The organism is Bacillus sp. FSL W8-1141 (genome assembly GCF_038593205.1).
Taxonomy (GTDB): Bacteria; Bacillota; Bacilli; order Bacillales; family Bacillaceae; genus Bacillus; species Bacillus altitudinis.
On record NZ_CP151973.1, the window covers coordinates 2,874,974 to 2,890,294 of the forward strand.

General features: G+C 39.7%; 17 protein-coding genes. 4 read left to right on the forward strand and 13 right to left on the reverse strand.

The annotated features are described in order from the left end of the window. Nucleotides 1-27 precede the first annotated feature (27 nt). The 5 genes from NSQ52_RS14860 to NSQ52_RS14880 all read right to left on the reverse strand — a co-directional run bounded on the left by NSQ52_RS14860 (nucleotide 28) and on the right by NSQ52_RS14880 (nucleotide 1,320). A complete protein-coding gene (locus tag NSQ52_RS14860; protein WP_008344129.1) occupies nucleotides 28-234 on the reverse strand; it encodes an XtrA/YqaO family protein in 207 nt (68 codons plus the stop codon). Beyond that, the gene (locus NSQ52_RS14865; protein ID WP_342473514.1) at nucleotides 231-635 is read right to left on the reverse strand and encodes a holliday junction resolvase; all 405 of its coding nucleotides are present in this window, start codon (nucleotides 633-635) and stop codon (nucleotides 231-233) included. Before NSQ52_RS14865 ends, NSQ52_RS14860 begins: the two co-directional genes overlap by 4 nt. 102 nt (nucleotides 636-737) lie before the next feature. Next, on the reverse strand, nucleotides 738-932 hold the full coding sequence (locus tag NSQ52_RS14870) for a hypothetical protein (RefSeq protein WP_226650593.1): 195 nt from the start codon (nucleotides 930-932) through the stop codon (nucleotides 738-740). Beyond that, nucleotides 910-1,062 carry a hypothetical protein gene (locus NSQ52_RS14875; protein WP_162835675.1) on the reverse strand — a complete coding sequence of 51 codons (153 nt, stop codon included), beginning with the start codon at nucleotides 1,060-1,062 and terminating at the stop codon, nucleotides 910-912. Before NSQ52_RS14875 ends, NSQ52_RS14870 begins: the two co-directional genes overlap by 23 nt. Before the next feature lie 18 nt (nucleotides 1,063-1,080). Next, entirely contained in the window at nucleotides 1,081-1,320 is a 240-nt protein-coding gene (locus NSQ52_RS14880) for a helix-turn-helix transcriptional regulator (RefSeq protein WP_342473515.1), read from the reverse strand. A gap of 160 nt (nucleotides 1,321-1,480) precedes the next feature. Between NSQ52_RS14880 and NSQ52_RS14885 the strand changes: the two genes are divergently transcribed. From NSQ52_RS14885 to bioB, 3 genes are all read left to right on the forward strand, one after another. Continuing rightward, nucleotides 1,481-1,858 (forward strand): helix-turn-helix transcriptional regulator, encoded by a 378-nt coding sequence (locus tag NSQ52_RS14885; RefSeq protein WP_007500560.1) that lies wholly within the window; start codon nucleotides 1,481-1,483, stop codon nucleotides 1,856-1,858. Nucleotides 1,859-2,101: 243 nt separating this feature from the next. Beyond that, on the forward strand, nucleotides 2,102-2,452 hold the full coding sequence (locus tag NSQ52_RS14890) for a hypothetical protein (protein WP_003213146.1): 351 nt from the start codon (nucleotides 2,102-2,104) through the stop codon (nucleotides 2,450-2,452). A 146-nt stretch (nucleotides 2,453-2,598) separates the two neighbouring features. Then, the gene (gene bioB, locus NSQ52_RS14895; RefSeq protein ID WP_061420057.1) at nucleotides 2,599-3,594 is read left to right on the forward strand and encodes a biotin synthase BioB; all 996 of its coding nucleotides are present in this window, start codon (nucleotides 2,599-2,601) and stop codon (nucleotides 3,592-3,594) included. 40 nt (nucleotides 3,595-3,634) lie between these two features. On the opposite strand, the gene NSQ52_RS14900 is transcribed toward bioB, so the two are convergent. The 4 genes from NSQ52_RS14900 to NSQ52_RS14915 form a co-directional block, all read right to left on the reverse strand. Beyond that, nucleotides 3,635-4,108, reverse strand: a complete 474-nt coding sequence (locus tag NSQ52_RS14900; protein WP_007500557.1) for a hypothetical protein — start codon at nucleotides 4,106-4,108, stop codon at nucleotides 3,635-3,637. A 171-nt stretch (nucleotides 4,109-4,279) separates the two neighbouring features. Then, complete coding sequence (locus tag NSQ52_RS14905) at nucleotides 4,280-5,113, reverse strand: undecaprenyl-diphosphate phosphatase (protein WP_024719699.1); 834 nt, start codon at nucleotides 5,111-5,113, stop codon at nucleotides 4,280-4,282. Nucleotides 5,114-5,237: 124 nt separating this feature from the next. Continuing rightward, nucleotides 5,238-6,380: an AI-2E family transporter gene (locus NSQ52_RS14910; RefSeq protein ID WP_024719700.1), complete on the reverse strand. Its 1,143-nt coding sequence runs from the start codon at nucleotides 6,378-6,380 to the stop codon at nucleotides 5,238-5,240. A 65-nt stretch (nucleotides 6,381-6,445) separates the two neighbouring features. Continuing rightward, nucleotides 6,446-6,838, reverse strand: coding sequence for a DoxX family protein (locus NSQ52_RS14915; RefSeq protein WP_268431534.1), 393 nt, complete (start codon nucleotides 6,836-6,838; stop codon nucleotides 6,446-6,448). A 200-nt stretch (nucleotides 6,839-7,038) separates the two neighbouring features. On the opposite strand from NSQ52_RS14915, the gene NSQ52_RS14920 reads away from it, so the two are divergent. Further along, nucleotides 7,039-8,028: a Gfo/Idh/MocA family oxidoreductase gene (locus NSQ52_RS14920; protein WP_342473516.1), complete on the forward strand. Its 990-nt coding sequence runs from the start codon at nucleotides 7,039-7,041 to the stop codon at nucleotides 8,026-8,028. A gap of 55 nt (nucleotides 8,029-8,083) precedes the next feature. On the opposite strand, the gene NSQ52_RS14925 is transcribed toward NSQ52_RS14920, so the two are convergent. From NSQ52_RS14925 to NSQ52_RS14940, 4 genes are all read right to left on the reverse strand, one after another. Further along, complete coding sequence (locus NSQ52_RS14925; protein ID WP_008344162.1) at nucleotides 8,084-8,608, reverse strand: type 1 glutamine amidotransferase domain-containing protein; 525 nt, start codon at nucleotides 8,606-8,608, stop codon at nucleotides 8,084-8,086. A gap of 90 nt (nucleotides 8,609-8,698) precedes the next feature. Then, nucleotides 8,699-10,687: a methyl-accepting chemotaxis protein gene (locus NSQ52_RS14930; protein ID WP_340937550.1), complete on the reverse strand. Its 1,989-nt coding sequence runs from the start codon at nucleotides 10,685-10,687 to the stop codon at nucleotides 8,699-8,701. 369 nt (nucleotides 10,688-11,056) lie between these two features. Next, nucleotides 11,057-13,033: a methyl-accepting chemotaxis protein gene (locus NSQ52_RS14935; protein ID WP_007500548.1), complete on the reverse strand. Its 1,977-nt coding sequence runs from the start codon at nucleotides 13,031-13,033 to the stop codon at nucleotides 11,057-11,059. A 177-nt stretch (nucleotides 13,034-13,210) separates the two neighbouring features. Beyond that, complete coding sequence (locus NSQ52_RS14940; RefSeq protein WP_035701170.1) at nucleotides 13,211-15,199, reverse strand: methyl-accepting chemotaxis protein; 1,989 nt, start codon at nucleotides 15,197-15,199, stop codon at nucleotides 13,211-13,213. Nucleotides 15,200-15,321: the final 122 nt, after the last annotated feature.

Consider the following 15,321-nt stretch of genomic DNA (forward strand, 5'->3'; position numbering starts at 1 on the left):
CTTATTCAGTTGTTCTTTTTCATCAGGCTAGCTGATTTTAAAACCAATCTCATGATCAACTCTTGCAAAATGTCCTTTTGCTGTTTGAATAATCGTTTTTCCATGCTCAGGTACATCCATCATATAAGCCGTTCCTACGTTTCCATCTAACACAATGACTTGAATCTTTCCTTTTTCCATTTCACCGACAAATGTCTGGTTTTCTTGAATCATGAGTTGTTTTGGCTCGTTCATATGCTTGTCTCCTTATTTGGTGGTGAGGATCTCATATCATCACCCATCGTATTTAAAATGATTTCCATTCGAGGACGCATGCTATAAAACTGTGAAACTCTTAATTCTACAATCTGTAAAGAGGCGTCATCGGTAACGGCATGAAGTGCTTCTTGTATATACTGCAATTTTGGTTGAAGAATGCTGATGTGTACCGGGCGTATCAAGCCTTTTTCTGCAGATGTACGCGTGTCTTGGCTGTTCGCTAGATCAATGGGCATATTGTAAAATGAGCGAATGTCGAGTGATAATGCGCCTTTTATTTTGCTTGTGCATTGCGCTTTAGCGGCTGTTTGAATTCTGTTTATCAATGTCTCTTTTGTGCATAAATGTTCTTTTTCAATGATAAAATGAAGGACCATGCTACGATCTCCCGTCATCCTTCGCCCACTGCCGAATGTCTTGTTCGTTTTGACCCGCATTGAGCAAACATTTCAGGAATGTCATGATTTGCTTCAATCGATTCATGTCGCATTCATCCTTTCCTTCTTCTTGTCATCAACGGCTTTTTCTGCCATGAGGGTCATGTATGTGCGTTTTTCTTCTGCCGTAGGGAAAGCAAAAATCGGCTCTTTTTGATGAAAAGTGATCCAGCCGCCAGCTTGTACTAGGCAATGCTGGGCTTCTTTTCGGGCATCAAATGTCATCTGATGTCTCATCATCATCAAATCCTTTCTCACGGTCCTCGTCCTCTAATCGATAACCATTTCGGGACATTTCATATGGCCAGTAACGTTTTGGATAGCCGAAATCATTCATTTGTGTCACCATCGGATGTTCGATATTCATTCTGTTTGTCTCCCCTTTTTAAAAACGGTCTTCCTCAAGAATATTACTCTTTTTGTGTAACTTTTGACCAAAAAAAAGCTCTTGAACACCGATATTTAGCAAATCTGCAATATGCTTGGCTATTTCTAAACTAGGCTTTGTTCGGCCCATTTCTATATTTGCATAGCCACTCGTGTACTTATATCCAAGTTTTTTCGCCATATACGTTTGTGTTTTTCCTTGTAATATTCGTTCTTCTCGTAAATTTTCAAGTTTCATGTTTCCACCTCTTACTCATTATGTGTAAGTTATATTCATTATGATAATATACACAAAACGAGTAAGTCAATCATATTTTTATTCTTTTTGTGTATTTATTTATCTTTTCCGTGTAATTCATGATAAAATTTACACATAATATGAAAAAAAGGTGTTTCCGATGGATAATTTGACTGGAAAGATTCTAACTGAATTAAGAGAGAAACATGGATGGAGTAAGTCTACCGTTGCCAAAAAACTCGGGTTAAAGGCGATGTCGACCTATGCTAACTGGGAGTATGGATTGAGAAAGCCAGATGGTGAAATGATTGTGAAAATCGCCGAGTTATACGGGGTCTCAACAGATTATCTTCTCACAGGTAAAGACAAAAACGCCTCTGATGACGATCTTGCAGATGATCCTGATTTGCAAATTGCGTTTAAAGCTGCCTCCGATTTTTCTGAAGAAGCACGAAGACAAACCATCGACTTTATTAACTACATTAGAGAGAAAGAGAAACAAAAAGGCCGTCAGCCAAAACAGACAGACGACAAATAAAAGATCTCTTTTCATAAAGCATCACATAGCTGGGTAGATACCCAGCTTTTTTTATGTCTCTTTTTCTCCCTAAAAAAGAATGACATATGAATAAAAAATCATGTGTTTTTTGGGCAAAATCGTCTTCCCCTACATAATATGTGACAATTTTCACCAAAAATACTCATTTTTCCACTTATTTTGATTGACATATAATTCTATTATTATTAATATATGTATATACCAAAAAAAGGAGTGTTACCGATGAAAAAATTAATGAAAGCTTGTACATTGTCTTTAGCTGCTTTAGGTGCTCTTACGTTCTTCCAAACAGAAGGTGCTCATGCAGCTGCACAGCCTAAAGAACCAGTTATAGCAAAAGCTCCTATTATGAATAAAGTGATTACGGTGAACCGCACACTTACTGTAGGTTCTTCAATCGCTGTTTCACTTCCAGCAAGTCAAATTTCTGTCTCAGGCGCAACGTATGCCATTCAATTAGACCAAACTGCTCCAAACTTCACTTGGATCCGTGCTGTACAACGCGGTTCTGTTACAGTGTCTTACTATAATTCACTAGGTGAGCTTGTTATTAACTATATTACTGTTCGTTAAGCGATTTTTTTCATATGAAAAGGCGATGACTATATGTTCATCGCCTTTTTGTGTTTTTACTTAGGCTGCTTACCAGTGCTTGCCAATCTCTATCTATTATGTTAACTTTTAATAAAAATAAGTTTACATATTGAGAGGGGCTTATGATGGGAAAAATAACGTCTTTGTCTTGGGAAACGATCGTGAAGAAAGCCATCAATCATGAACCGATTACTATGGAAGAAGGTCTAAAAATTCTTGGAGCAGACGACGCAGAGTTGCTGCCTATTATGCATGCAGCTTATCAGGTGAGATTTCATTTTTTTCAAAAAAAGGTGAAGTTAAATATGATCTTTAATGCCAAAAGCGGATATTGTCCTGAAAACTGCGGGTATTGTTCACAATCGGTGATTTCAACAGCTCCTGTTGAGAGGTATACAATGCTTGACCAAAAAACCATTGTGGCCGGTGCGCGTGAGGCGTTAAAAAGAAAAGCAGGGACTTATTGTATTGTAGCAAGCGGGAGAGCACCTTCGCACCGTGAATTAGATGAAGTCACCGCAGCAGTAAAGGAAATTACTGAGACGATGCCTTTGAAGGTGTGTGCATGCCTTGGGTTATTAAATGAAGAAAAAGCGAAGCGGCTGAAGGAAGCGGGTGTTCATCGGTATAATCATAATCTCAATACACATCAAGATCATCATGCTCAAATTACAACGACCCATACGTATGATGACCGCGTATCGACCATTGATAAGGTCAAACAGTCAGGGATGTCACCATGTTCAGGGGTTATTATTGGAATGGGCGAAACCAATCAACAAATTGTCGAAATGGCTTTTGCGCTGAGAGCCCTTGATGCGGATTCGATTCCCGTCAACTTTCTCCACGCAATTGAAGGAACGCCTCTTGAACATCAAGAACGCACACATCCGATCAAAGCGTTGAAGGTTTTGGCACTGATGCGATTTATCAACCCGGCTAAGGAAATTCGAGTATCTGGGGGAAGAGAGTTTAATTTACGAACGCTTCAGCCTCTCGCATTATATGCAGCGAACTCTATTTTCGTAGGCGATTATTTAACGACAAAAGGACAGCAAGTTCAAACCGATCATCACATCATTGAAGATTTAGGTTTTGAAATAGAAGAATGTGCGCTTTAAAAAAGTCTGCCGATGGATCGGCAGACTTTTGACGTTAAGATTAGAATCTTTTATGGAAATCGACAGTACCGCTTCCTTCTTCGCGGTCAAAGCTACCAACAAAAGTCCAGTTAATATAGCCGCCGTCACCATTGTTGACAAACGTTCCATCTTCAAATACCCAAATACCAAACGTAATGCCGTCATATTCAACACTATCATAATAAACAACATTGTTCAGTCCGCTAAAGTCATGATCTTGGCTTAAGTTTTGAACAACTACGTTGTAATTTTGACCTGCTTCATAGAATGCACTGTATGCCGCATTTTTTACAAATCCATCACGATTTTGAGATGATTTGACTGCTTGTTCAATTTTATCGGCAATGGCTACTGGATCAATCGAGACACTTCCATCGACACCTGTTGTCGTAGCAGCTTCAGCCTTTTGACCAAAAGTCGTAAGAGATAAAGGGACAGCAACCATTGACGTAGCAATCATAGAGCTAACAAAAAATTTACTTGTTTTCCTCATTATTTCTAACTCCTCCTTTAATTGGTATGTTTATGTACTACCCTTTTCTTTGTCACTTAAACACTAATTTAAGAAAAAACTTCTTTTTCTACCAATTAAGAGGCTGTTTTTACTGTTTAAAAGGGCAAAACAACAAAAAAACTACTCTTTTAAAAGAGTAGTTTTCCATCATTACATAAACAGGATAAATAAAATCAGACCTAGGATGATTCGGTAGATCGCAAAAGGCACAAGTTTGATTTTATTAATCAGTTTTAGGAAGAATCGAACAACAAAGAGAGCCACAATAAACGCACTCACAAAGCCCACAATAAAGAATGGAAGCATGTCTGTTGTTAAATATTCGGCATTTTTAACAAGTGTTAAGAGGCTTGCTCCCGCCATAATCGGCATGGCCATAATAAACGTAAAGTCAGCCGCCGCGCGGTGATTCAGACCAAGAATAACACCACCTGCTATTGTAGAACCCGAACGCGAGAAGCCTGGCCATAGTGCTAAACATTGAAATAACCCGATATACAGCGCTTGTCTGTACGTCATATTATCCACAGAGCTTGTTTCTGTTTTACGTTTATTGATCCAATCAGCGACAAGCATCAGCACAGCCCCTAAAATCAAACCGACAGCGACCGTTCTCACATCAAACAAATATTTATCAATATAATCTTCAAATAAGAATCCTAAAATGACGGCTGGGACGAGTCCAACAGCAATTTGAGCAATGGTCAGCTTATGTCCGCTGCGTTTTTGTTCTTCTGTGATATTTTTCTTTAAGCCTAACAAGTTCAAAATACGATCTTTAAACACGATCATGACAGCTAAAATAGAACCTAACTGAATCACGACTTTAAATGTGTTTGCAGCCTCTGGCGTAATGATGTCTTTTGATTTTAGCCAAAGATCATCAACAATGATCATATGCCCTGTAGACGAGACAGGTGCATACTCTGTTAATCCTTCGACAATTCCTAAAACCAGTGCCACGAATAAATCCCATAGATTCATGATTTTCTTTCCTTTCAATTCTGATCTTTTGAAGGCAAACATCTATGTCCACATAAAGACAAGCTTTCTTTTTCGAAAGCTCGTCTTTATGATACTATATTTTTTTCTAAAAAAGATTATGACATCAAACCTTTTCTTCTTTATACAAATTGGATCGCATTTTGAACCAATCAAACAGGTGGGTCGTGATCACTTTCAGAACGGCATACGTCGGAATCGCGACAATGATGCCGACTACGCTGAACAATTTACCTGCTGTTAATAGAACAAAGATAATCGTGATCGGATGGATATGAAGGTTTTTCCCCATGACCTGAGGAGAAATGAATTTCCCTTCAATAAGTTGAACCACTGTCCAGACAATGATCAGTTTCAGTAGCATAATAGGTGATGTGACAAGTGCAATCACAATCGCTGGTGTAATGGCAATTGTTGGCCCAAGGTAAGGCACTACACTTGTACATGCCGCAATAATCGCCAGAAGCAGCGCATAGTCAAGTCCAATAATCAGATAACCGATTAAAAGAAGAACACCGATACAGAAGCTGACAATGATCTGTCCAAGAATATAAGAGCTTAAGCGATGGTTCATTTCGTGAAGCACGATATGTGTATGCTCTCTAAACTTATTCGGAATAAATTTCAAGAAATAGTCAGGCAGTTTTTTGCCGTCTTTTAATAGATAAAACAGAATGAACGGAACCGTCACGATCGAGATGATAATTTCAGTAAGCGCCCCTAAGAAAGTGCCGACTCCGGTAAAAGTACTTTCCAAAATCTTCGTCGCTTGACTTGACGCTTTACTCACCAATTCAGAGACGTTAAAATTCATCGTTTTCTGCGCCTGATTAATGAAGTTGCTTCCTGTTAGTTGTCGAATCTGTTCTTCTACTGTATCAACGTATTTTGGCAGATTATGAAACAGACTCATCGTTTGTGCTTGTAAAAAAGGAATAATAGATACAATGGTCACTGTAATAATCCCAATAATGACAATATATAAAAGCAAAATCGAAAAGATCCGTTTGACCTTAAATCTCTCTAATAAATTCACAATTGGATTTAATAAATAATACACAACCCCCGTTAAAATAATCGGTAAGGCAATGGTTTTGATGAGTACAATGAGCGGTGTAAAAATAAAAGATGCCTTCATGAAAACAAGGATATTCAACCCTATTAATAGCAGGATGAGTAAAAAGAGAACAAACTTGTTATCAAGAAAAAATTTTCTAAATCGACTGCTCCACATTTGCATAGAATTCATATCTTTCCTCCAAACACGGGCTATTTTATTAGTAAATTGTACACTACTTGATCATCATTTTGTGATCATTGTTTCAGCTTTTCTTCCAGTTTCGCAATGGACATGACCCATCCAATCAAAATCGGTTGTCCGATTAATCTCATCCATAACAAGGCTTGTTCTGTGCTCTCTTGCCCTGGAAATGGAATCCCTTCTCTCGCAGCAAATAGGTTCGCAGGGAAAATGAGCACCAGATAGACAGCGATCATTTTTGCTGCCACAATCCTTACGTTTGGAAGAAGCAGTAAAACGGCCAGCAGCCATTCCAAGCATGCGGTGGCATAAATGATGCCATAGGGAAATGGCCATCCAGACATCATGCGGGCAAAGCCGCTTGGCTCTATCACATGAAAAACACCGGCTGCTATAAATAAAAGCGCGAATGCGTATGTACTTCCTATATGTAGGATGCGCTTCATGTTCGTTTCCTCCTCCCTCCTTCTCAAGTATTACCCGAATGAAGGAGGAAACTATCCACTTTTCGTACATTTATATTCTTTATGTAAGACGCATCAGCTAAGGTAAAGGTTTCATCCGCTTTTCAATAAAAAAGAAGATTCTTTCATACAAACGCTTTCAAAGCATGTATAATCAGAGAAAAGCAGAAGGAGGGAATGTGATGATTCGATTTGCTGTCATCGGAACGAATTGGATTACAGATCGATTCTTACAGGCTGGTGAAGGAGTGGCGGATTTTACATGTACGGCCGTCTATTCTCGGTCTGCTGAAAAAGGACAGGCATTTGCAGACAAGTATGGCATTGATACCGTCTTTACTAATTTACAGAAAATGGCGGCAAGTGATGCGTTTGATGCTGTGTATATCGCAAGTCCAAACGCCCTTCACAAAGAGCAAGCGATGCTGATGATGGCGCATCAAAAACATGTATTATGTGAAAAACCATTGGCCTCTCACCGTAAAGAGGTTGAAGAAATGATTGCTGCTGCGAAAAAATATCAGGTGTGCTTAATGGAAGCGATGAAGACCACATTTCTGCCGAATTTTCTTCAAATCAAACAGCATCTTGATCAACTAGGCCCCATTCGGCAAGTGATCGCTCATTACTGTAAATATTCCTCAAGATACGATGCCTACCGAAACGGTGAGATTCCAAATGCTTTTAAGCCGGAATTATCCAATGGCTCCTTAATGGACATCGGCGTGTATCTTGTCTTTCCCATCATTTATTTATTCGGGCTGCCAAATCAAATCACCGCGAGAGGCTATACACTTTCTTCTGGAGTTGATGGGAGCGGTTCATTACTTTTACAATATGAAGGGCATCAAGCACTGCTTTTTCATTCAAAAATCTCAACGTCTCATGTATCTGCTGAAATTCAAGGGGAGGATGCCACGATGGTGATTGATCAATTCCATCGCCCTTCTCGTATCATCATCCATGATCGAAATGGACAGCAAACCGATATTTCTATCAAAGATGATCAACCTGCTATGTATTATGAAATCGATCACTTCATTCAATGCATCAAGCAAAAAAAGGGACAGTCTCCAATCAATACATTTGCCTTATCCGTTCAAACCATGTCCGTCATGGACGAGGCGAGAAGACAAATGGGCATTATCTATCCAGCCGACAGACAAATGTAATGAGGCATTGAATGAACAAAGGGCGTTTTACAGCCCTTTGTTTGTTCGTGTGAAACTAGTTTGCCGCTAATACATCGGCAAATGCTTTCACATATGGCGGAAGGTCCGGCGGGCGTCTGCTAGATACAATATGACCATCTGTCACAACGGCTTCATCAAACCATTCTGCTCCAGCATTCGTCATATCATCTTTAATACCAGGTGTACTCGTTACTTTTTTACCTTTCAGGATACCAGCTGAAATGAGCACCCATCCGGCATGACAGATTTGTCCGATCGGTTTGCCCTTTGCATCAAACGTACGAACGATGTCTAATACTTCTGGATATCGGCGCAGTTTATCCGGTGCCCATCCCCCAGGAACGAGAACCGCATCATAATCATCTGCTTGAATGGAATAGAAGTCTGCATCTGATACAGCTGGCACTCCGTACTTCCCGATATATTCATGATCTGCTTTTTCGCCAACGAGATGGACAGTTGCCCCCTCTTCTCTTAATCGCAAAACGGGATACCATAGCTCTAAATCTTCAAAATCATCACTGACTAACGCAATGACCTTCTTATTTGATAAACGCATAACATCTCTCCTTTTCTTCGGATTTCCTCTATTGTACGAGATCATCTCTTAAAAAGAAAAGCGGTTCCCCTTGAGGAGAACCACTTTCCATTATTCACTGATCTTGAATTTTTTAATTAAGTCACGCAATTCTTCCGCCATTTGGGAAAGCGTCGTCGAAGAAGAACTAATCTCTTCCATTGATGCCAGCTGTTCTTCTGCTGATGCCGCAATATCTTGAATACTTGCTGAACTCTCTCTCGATACATCTGCAATTTCATTCACTGCTTTAGAAATTTGCTCAGATCCTTTTGAAAGCTCACGAACTGTCGTATTCATTTCATTGATTCTTGTCGCAATTTCTGCCGTTTGCTGATTGATTTGTGAGAAGCTTTCTTTTGTTTGGTCTGTAATTGATAGACCATTTTTTACTTCTTCATTCACAGATTTGAACATATTTTGAGACGTTTCTATTTCAGAAACAATTTCTTTGACGAGTTTTTCAATCTCTTTTGCAGAATCTGATGATTGAACCGCCAGCTTACGGACTTCTTCTGCTACAACCGAGAAGCCTCTGCCTGACTCGCCCGCACGTGCTGCTTCAATGGCTGCATTAAGAGCCAGTAAATTCGTTTGATCTGCTATACCGTTAATGACACCTAAAATGTTGGTGATATCTTTTGATTTATGCTCTAATCCGTTGATCACACTTTCAGCTTCTTTCACTGAATGATCAATCGTTTTCATTTGGCCAACTGTCTGTTCAACAAGCTGTCCGCCTGTTTCTGCGACTGTTTTTGATTGAACCGATGATTCTGTAATGACATCAGATGTTTGTGCAACTTCATTTAGCCCTTCGTTCATTTGTTTCAAGTGGGCTGCACTTTGTTCCACCATTTCACTTTGATTTTCGTTTCCGTTCGAGAATGTTTCAATGGATGATGTAATATGTTCGGTTGCTTTTGTCGTTTGACCTGCACTTGCCGTCAGTTCTTCAGACGATGACGCCACGTTCTCAACAGATGTCTGTACAGCTTGGATGACATCTCTGAGTGACTCACTCATTTCATTAAAACTTGTACCGAGCTGACCAATTTCATCATTTGATTTAACATCAATTTTTTCTGTTAAATCTCCTTCGCTAATCTTCTTAGAAGAGGAGACAAGCATGGAAAGTGGTTTTGTAATGGAACGGATGATAAAGAAGATGAGAATACCGCCAATGATGAGCGCACCAGCTAATATAATGGCCGCCATGTTGAAGACTGGCTGCGCCGCTTCTTCTACTTCATTGACAAACATTGTACCGGCAATTTTCCAACCAGTCGCTTTGTTTGTTGTGAACTCCATTTGCTTTTCTTTTCCTTCAAACATATAACTCATTGAACCTTTGTCTTGTGTATAAAGCTTGTCTACCCAATCACCTGTTAATTTTGTTCCTGCTTTTTTCGTTGGATGTGCCACGTATGTTCGATCTGGGCTGCCGATAAAAGCATGACCTTCTTTACCAATATTGATACTATTAGACTCTTTTACTAGATTCGCAATGTCCAGGTTCATGGCAATAACTCCAGAACCGTCCTCTAGTTTTTTAGAAATCGTCACAACAAGTGTACCAGTTGATGCAGTTGGATATGGAGCGGAAACAGACAGCTCACCATTTTTCGCCCAGCCATCTTTGTACCAATCCCGCTCAGTTGCGACATAATCAGCAGGCATTTTTTGATTAGGATATCTCGAGAACACTTTTCCATCACTTGAAGCAACAAAGATGCCTTCTGTGTCATCATTCATGCTCATGAACTGTTCAAAGCGTCCTTGAATATCAGTCGTTCCTTTTTGTCCCAGCTTTTTCTTCGTAATCCATTTGCTAAAGAAATCGGCTGCGTCTGTTTTTACTTTCACAACCTTCGTAATGTTTTTGTCCAGCTGTTCTACATTTTCCTTTGCACTTTGCATGATTTGATCATTTAAAGAGGTGCTCGCCGTATGATATGAAGAGAATGCCAATACGATAATTGGGCATAAAAGAATAAATAAGAAAGAGAAAACGAGCTTTTTTGATATCGATGGTTTTTTGAAATACTGTATGAAATTCATAAAAAAGAAAACTCCTTTTAGTAAGATAGTATATATATCGGAAGTACTACTAGGTTCTTTACTTTTTTAACTTATTAAAGTCTAGATAAGTCCAAAATACCCAAATTATGTGCAAATAACGGAAAAACCCCTGACGTCAAAACGTCAAGGGTTCCAGATTATTGACAAAGGGCTAAAATGAACTTTATTTTAGCCCTTTGTCTTCTTTTCAGCGTGATAGAAAACCTTTGCAGTCTAGGAAGGACGAGTACTGGAGCGGAGCGAATTTGAATTCGTGAGCACCAGCACGCAGGACTGACACCGAATGCGAGGGTTTGTCTACACGCTGAAACCCCTGACGTCAAAACGTCAGGGGTTCTACTATGACTCTTATATTTTAAATTGTTTGATGAGCTCTCTCAGTTCTTCTGCCATTTGAGATAAAGTGGCGGAAGATGAGCTGATCTCTTCCATTGATGCCAGCTGTTCTTCTGCTGAAGCCGCAATATCTTGGAAGCCTGCGGAACTTTCACGTGAAAGCTCTTTGATTTGATTGACTGCTTGTGAAATATCGTTTGAGCCATGAGAAAGTTCTTGGGCTGATCCGTTCATTTGTTTCATTTGTTCTGTCATTTCTGATGTCTTATGGGTGATTTTCTCAAAACTCACTTTCGTTTCATCTGTAATGTTTAATCCAGATTGCACTTCACCTGCTACTTGTCTAAACATCTTCTGCGACTTTTCAATTTCATCTACAATTTCGTTCGTTAGGCTTTCAATTTCTTTTGAAGAGCTGCCTGATTGCTCTGCCAGCTTGCGGACTTCTTCTGCGACCACAGAGAAGCCTCTTCCTGCCTCACCTGCACGCGCAGCTTCTATCGCTGCATTTAAAGCGAGGAGGTTCGTCTGATCTGCAATGCCGTTGATGACTCCAAGAATGCTTGTAATGTCCTTAGATTTCTGTTCTAGCCCTGCAATCACAAGCTCTGCTTCTTTCACTGCTTGTTCAATCGTTTGCATTTGACCTGCTGTTTTTTGAACGAGCTCTCCACCAGCCTGAGCGGTTTTGCTAGACTCGATAGATGATTCCATCATGTGAGAAGTCGTGTTGACCATATGTGATAAACTACGATCCATGTCGTTTAGCTGGACAGAGCTTTTTTCAATCATCTCATTTTGATGTTCATTGCTGTTTGAGAACTGTTCAATAGATGAGGTAATATGCTCAGTTGCTTGGGCTGTCTGTCCTGCACTAGCCGTTAATTCTTCAGATGAGGCAGCAACATTTTCAATTGAATTCTGGACGGCTTGAATGACTTGTTTCAGCTTTGCCGACATATCGTTAAAGCTCTGTGCAAGTTTGCCGATTTCATCATGTGTGCGCACCTCAATATGCTGGGTAAGATCCCCCTGACTGATTTTCTCAGCCGATTCAGAGAGCTCTATGAGTGGTTTTCGGATTGATTTAATAATAAAATAAATCGCGATTCCACCGATGACAATCGCAGCAGCTAGGATGATCATGGTTAAGTCAAGCACTGGCTGTGCAGCTTCTTTCACTTCGTTGACATACATTGTTCCCGCGAGCTTCCAGCCTGTCGCTTCATTTGTGTCATAAAACATTTGCTTCGGCTGTCCGTTGAATTCATATTCGAAACTGCCTTTTTTATTGTGATACATTTTTTCGATGAAATCGCCTGTCAGTTTCGTCCCGGCCTTTTCCGTTTTATGAGCAATGTAACGTTGGTCTGAGGTAGCGACAAACGCATAACCTTCTTGACCAATTTTGATGCTGTTTGTATCTTTCACAATTGTGTTCAATCGTACATTTATGCCGATAACACCAGAACCATCTGCTAACTGTTCTGATATTGTGATGAGCAGGTCATCTGATGACTTGTCTGTAAAAGGATCTGAAATGATGAGTTTGTCATCTCCCATTGATTGTTGAAACCATGGTTCATTTTTTGCGCTTTTGGCACTGCCTTTATGAATCTCGGAATATTCAGTTAGTTTACCATTCTGATCTGCAACAAATACTTCTACGACATCGTCGTCTGTTTCCGATAGTTGCTCTAATTTCACCTTAAGTAAATCCTTATTTTTAGAGGCCAGTTCCTTTTTTTTCACCGATTTAGATAAATATGAAACAATATCAATTTTAGGCTGTACATCTTTATTGATCAGTTCATTTAATTGATTCACACCATTTGCAGCGCTAGACATAATCTCATCATTGAGAGACTTAGACGCCACTTCATAGGAAAATGCGGCCAACACAAGAATGGGCACTAGGAGAATCGCTAAGAATGCAGTAATTAATTTCTTTGACATCGTAAAGTGCTTAAAAAAGTTGATTTTTTTCATGACTCTACTCCTTTTGGTTTATGATTTGGGATCATCCCCCTCTATTCTTAGGTAATACGGATTATTTTTCAAGGTGTAATGTTCAAAAAACCACCAAAATAAGCATATTTACCTATTCCTTTCGATTTATTCACTTCAAAAAAAGAACCCCCTAGCTGGAGGTTCTTTTCATTTGGTTTATTCGACTTTAAATTTGCTAATCAAATCACGTAATTCTTCTGCCATTGAAGAAAGGGTGGCAGAGGATGAGCTGATCTCTTCCATTGATGCCAGCTGTTCTTCAGCTGAAGCGGCAATGTCTTGAATATTGGCGGAGCTTTCACGTGATACGTCTGCAATCTCACGGACAGCCTCAGAAACATGTGCAGATCCTTTTGACAACTGGACAACTGTTCGATTCATTGTTTGGAGCTGATCTGAGATTTCTTTGGTCATGTCGAAAATATTGTGGAAGCTGACTTTCGTTTGTTCAGTAAAGCTTAAGCCTGATTGAACTTCTTGATTTACTGCTGTGAATACTTCTTGTGATACATCAATATCTTGAACGATTTCTTTGATTAAGTTTTCAATTTCTTTCGCTGAGTTGGCAGATTGAACAGCAAGTTTTCTTACTTCTTCTGCTACAACAGAGAATCCTCGACCAGATTCTCCAGCTCTTGCTGCCTCAATCGCTGCATTCAGCGCAAGTAAATTCGTTTGATCTGCGATGCCATTAATGACACCAAGAATCTGGGTAATATCTTTTGATTTGCTTTCTAGCGCACTGATGACATTCTCTGCTTTTTTCACTGATTGATCAATCACGTTCATTTGAGAAGCGGTTTTTTCTACTAGCTGTCCGCCTTCTCCTGCAATCTCTGTTGATTTGATGGATGAAGCGGTAATCGATTCGGCCGATTCATTCATGTGCTGAAGGCCTCTGTTCATTTCTTCTAACTCTTCTGAGCTTGATTCCACTTTATCATTCTGGCTTTCGTTACCAGTAGAGAATTGTTCAATGGCTAATGTAATATGCTCTGTTGCTTTACTTGTTTGTCCTGCGCTTGCGGTCAGTTCTTCTGATGAAGAAGCGACATTTTCAACGGAGGTTTGGACGGCACCAATGAGGGATCTTAATGAGTCAATCATCGTATTAAAGCCTTTACCAACTTGTCCTATTTCATCATCTGATTGAATCTGAAGTTTATCACGTAAATCACCATCGCTGACCTTTTTCGAGAAACGGGCCAGATTGGATAATCTATTTGAAATAGAGCGGACAATAAAGAAGATGAGGGTTCCTGCTACGATCAGTGTCACACTGAACACAATAATGGCTGTATTGAAAACGGGTTTAGCTGCATCCTCTACTTCTGATACGAGCATCGTGCCGCCGATTTTCCAGCCGGTTAGTTCATTGGTGACATAAGCTACCTTTTTATCTGTTCCATTGAGTGTATAGCTGCCGTTTCCTTGTTTGTTTTTAAAAATAATGTTCGCCAAATTCTCATTGACTTTGCTTCCTGGCTTTTGGGTTGGATCTGCTAACACAGTTTTATCCTTCTCCATGATGAAAGCATATCCTTTTTGACCTATTTTGATTTCTTTTAGCTTTTGAATGAGGCTGTCAATTTCCATATCAAGACCAATCACCCCTGAGCCATCTTTCGTTTTTTGGGCAATGGTGATGACCATTTTACCTGTAGATGCTGCGACATATGGCTTCGTGATGACTTGTTTACCATCAGCACTCATGGCCTCTTGATACCATGGACGCTCTCGCGGGTCATAGCCTTCAGGCATTTTTTGAACTGGGTATTGCATGAACAAACCCTTTTCTGAACCTGCATAAATGGCTGAGACATCTTTTTCATTAATTTTTCCATATTGCTGCAATTCTTTAATGGTAGCTTTTCTATTTTTTTCTTGAAGATTAGCCGCCTTGAGATCATCTGTAAACAGGGTCACAGCCTCTGCCTTGTTCCCAATATTCTCATCGATTAAGGTATCAAATGCATTGACCTGACTCATCGCACTGCCCATAATCTGTTTGTCTAACTCTGTCTTTGATGTGAAAAACGCACTAATGGTCAGTGCAACAGTTGGCAGTATAAGGACTACCAAAAAGGCAATAACTAATTTTTTAGAAATGGATGGTTTTTTGAACCATTGGATCATTTTTCCCATTTTCTCTTTCCCCCTTTACTTCTCTAAAGTTATTATCGGATGAAAGGTTTATTTTTAGAGGGCTGGAAATGACGTTTAAAAATAAAAAAAATACCCAGACAATTCTGGATATTTTTTCATCG

Bases quoted from the DNA above. Each gene is read 5' to 3' on its own strand.
- NSQ52_RS14875 (WP_162835675.1), bottom strand. From the start codon at position 1,062: ATGAATATCGAACATCCGATGGTGACACAAATGAATGATTTCGGCTAT.
- NSQ52_RS14865 (WP_342473514.1), bottom strand. From the start codon at position 635: ATGGTCCTTCATTTTATCATTGAAAAAGAACATTTATGCACAAAAGAG.
- NSQ52_RS14890 (WP_003213146.1), top strand. From the start codon at position 2,102: ATGAAAAAATTAATGAAAGCTTGTACATTGTCTTTAGCTGCTTTAGGT.
- NSQ52_RS14905 (WP_024719699.1), bottom strand. From the start codon at position 5,113: ATGAATCTATGGGATTTATTCGTGGCACTGGTTTTAGGAATTGTCGAA.
- NSQ52_RS14860 (WP_008344129.1), bottom strand. From the start codon at position 234: ATGAACGAGCCAAAACAACTCATGATTCAAGAAAACCAGACATTTGTC.
- NSQ52_RS14915 (WP_268431534.1), bottom strand. From the start codon at position 6,838: ATGAAGCGCATCCTACATATAGGAAGTACATACGCATTCGCGCTTTTA.
- NSQ52_RS14940 (WP_035701170.1), bottom strand. From the start codon at position 15,199: ATGGGAAAAATGATCCAATGGTTCAAAAAACCATCCATTTCTAAAAAA.
- NSQ52_RS14870 (WP_226650593.1), bottom strand. From the start codon at position 932: ATGAGACATCAGATGACATTTGATGCCCGAAAAGAAGCCCAGCATTGC.
- NSQ52_RS14885 (WP_007500560.1), top strand. From the start codon at position 1,481: ATGGATAATTTGACTGGAAAGATTCTAACTGAATTAAGAGAGAAACAT.
- NSQ52_RS14920 (WP_342473516.1), top strand. From the start codon at position 7,039: ATGATTCGATTTGCTGTCATCGGAACGAATTGGATTACAGATCGATTC.
- NSQ52_RS14935 (WP_007500548.1), bottom strand. From the start codon at position 13,033: ATGAAAAAAATCAACTTTTTTAAGCACTTTACGATGTCAAAGAAATTA.
- NSQ52_RS14925 (WP_008344162.1), bottom strand. From the start codon at position 8,608: ATGCGTTTATCAAATAAGAAGGTCATTGCGTTAGTCAGTGATGATTTT.
- NSQ52_RS14930 (WP_340937550.1), bottom strand. From the start codon at position 10,687: ATGAATTTCATACAGTATTTCAAAAAACCATCGATATCAAAAAAGCTC.
- NSQ52_RS14900 (WP_007500557.1), bottom strand. From the start codon at position 4,108: ATGAGGAAAACAAGTAAATTTTTTGTTAGCTCTATGATTGCTACGTCA.
- NSQ52_RS14880 (WP_342473515.1), bottom strand. From the start codon at position 1,320: ATGAAACTTGAAAATTTACGAGAAGAACGAATATTACAAGGAAAAACA.
- NSQ52_RS14910 (WP_024719700.1), bottom strand. From the start codon at position 6,380: ATGAATTCTATGCAAATGTGGAGCAGTCGATTTAGAAAATTTTTTCTT.
- bioB (WP_061420057.1), top strand. From the start codon at position 2,599: ATGGGAAAAATAACGTCTTTGTCTTGGGAAACGATCGTGAAGAAAGCC.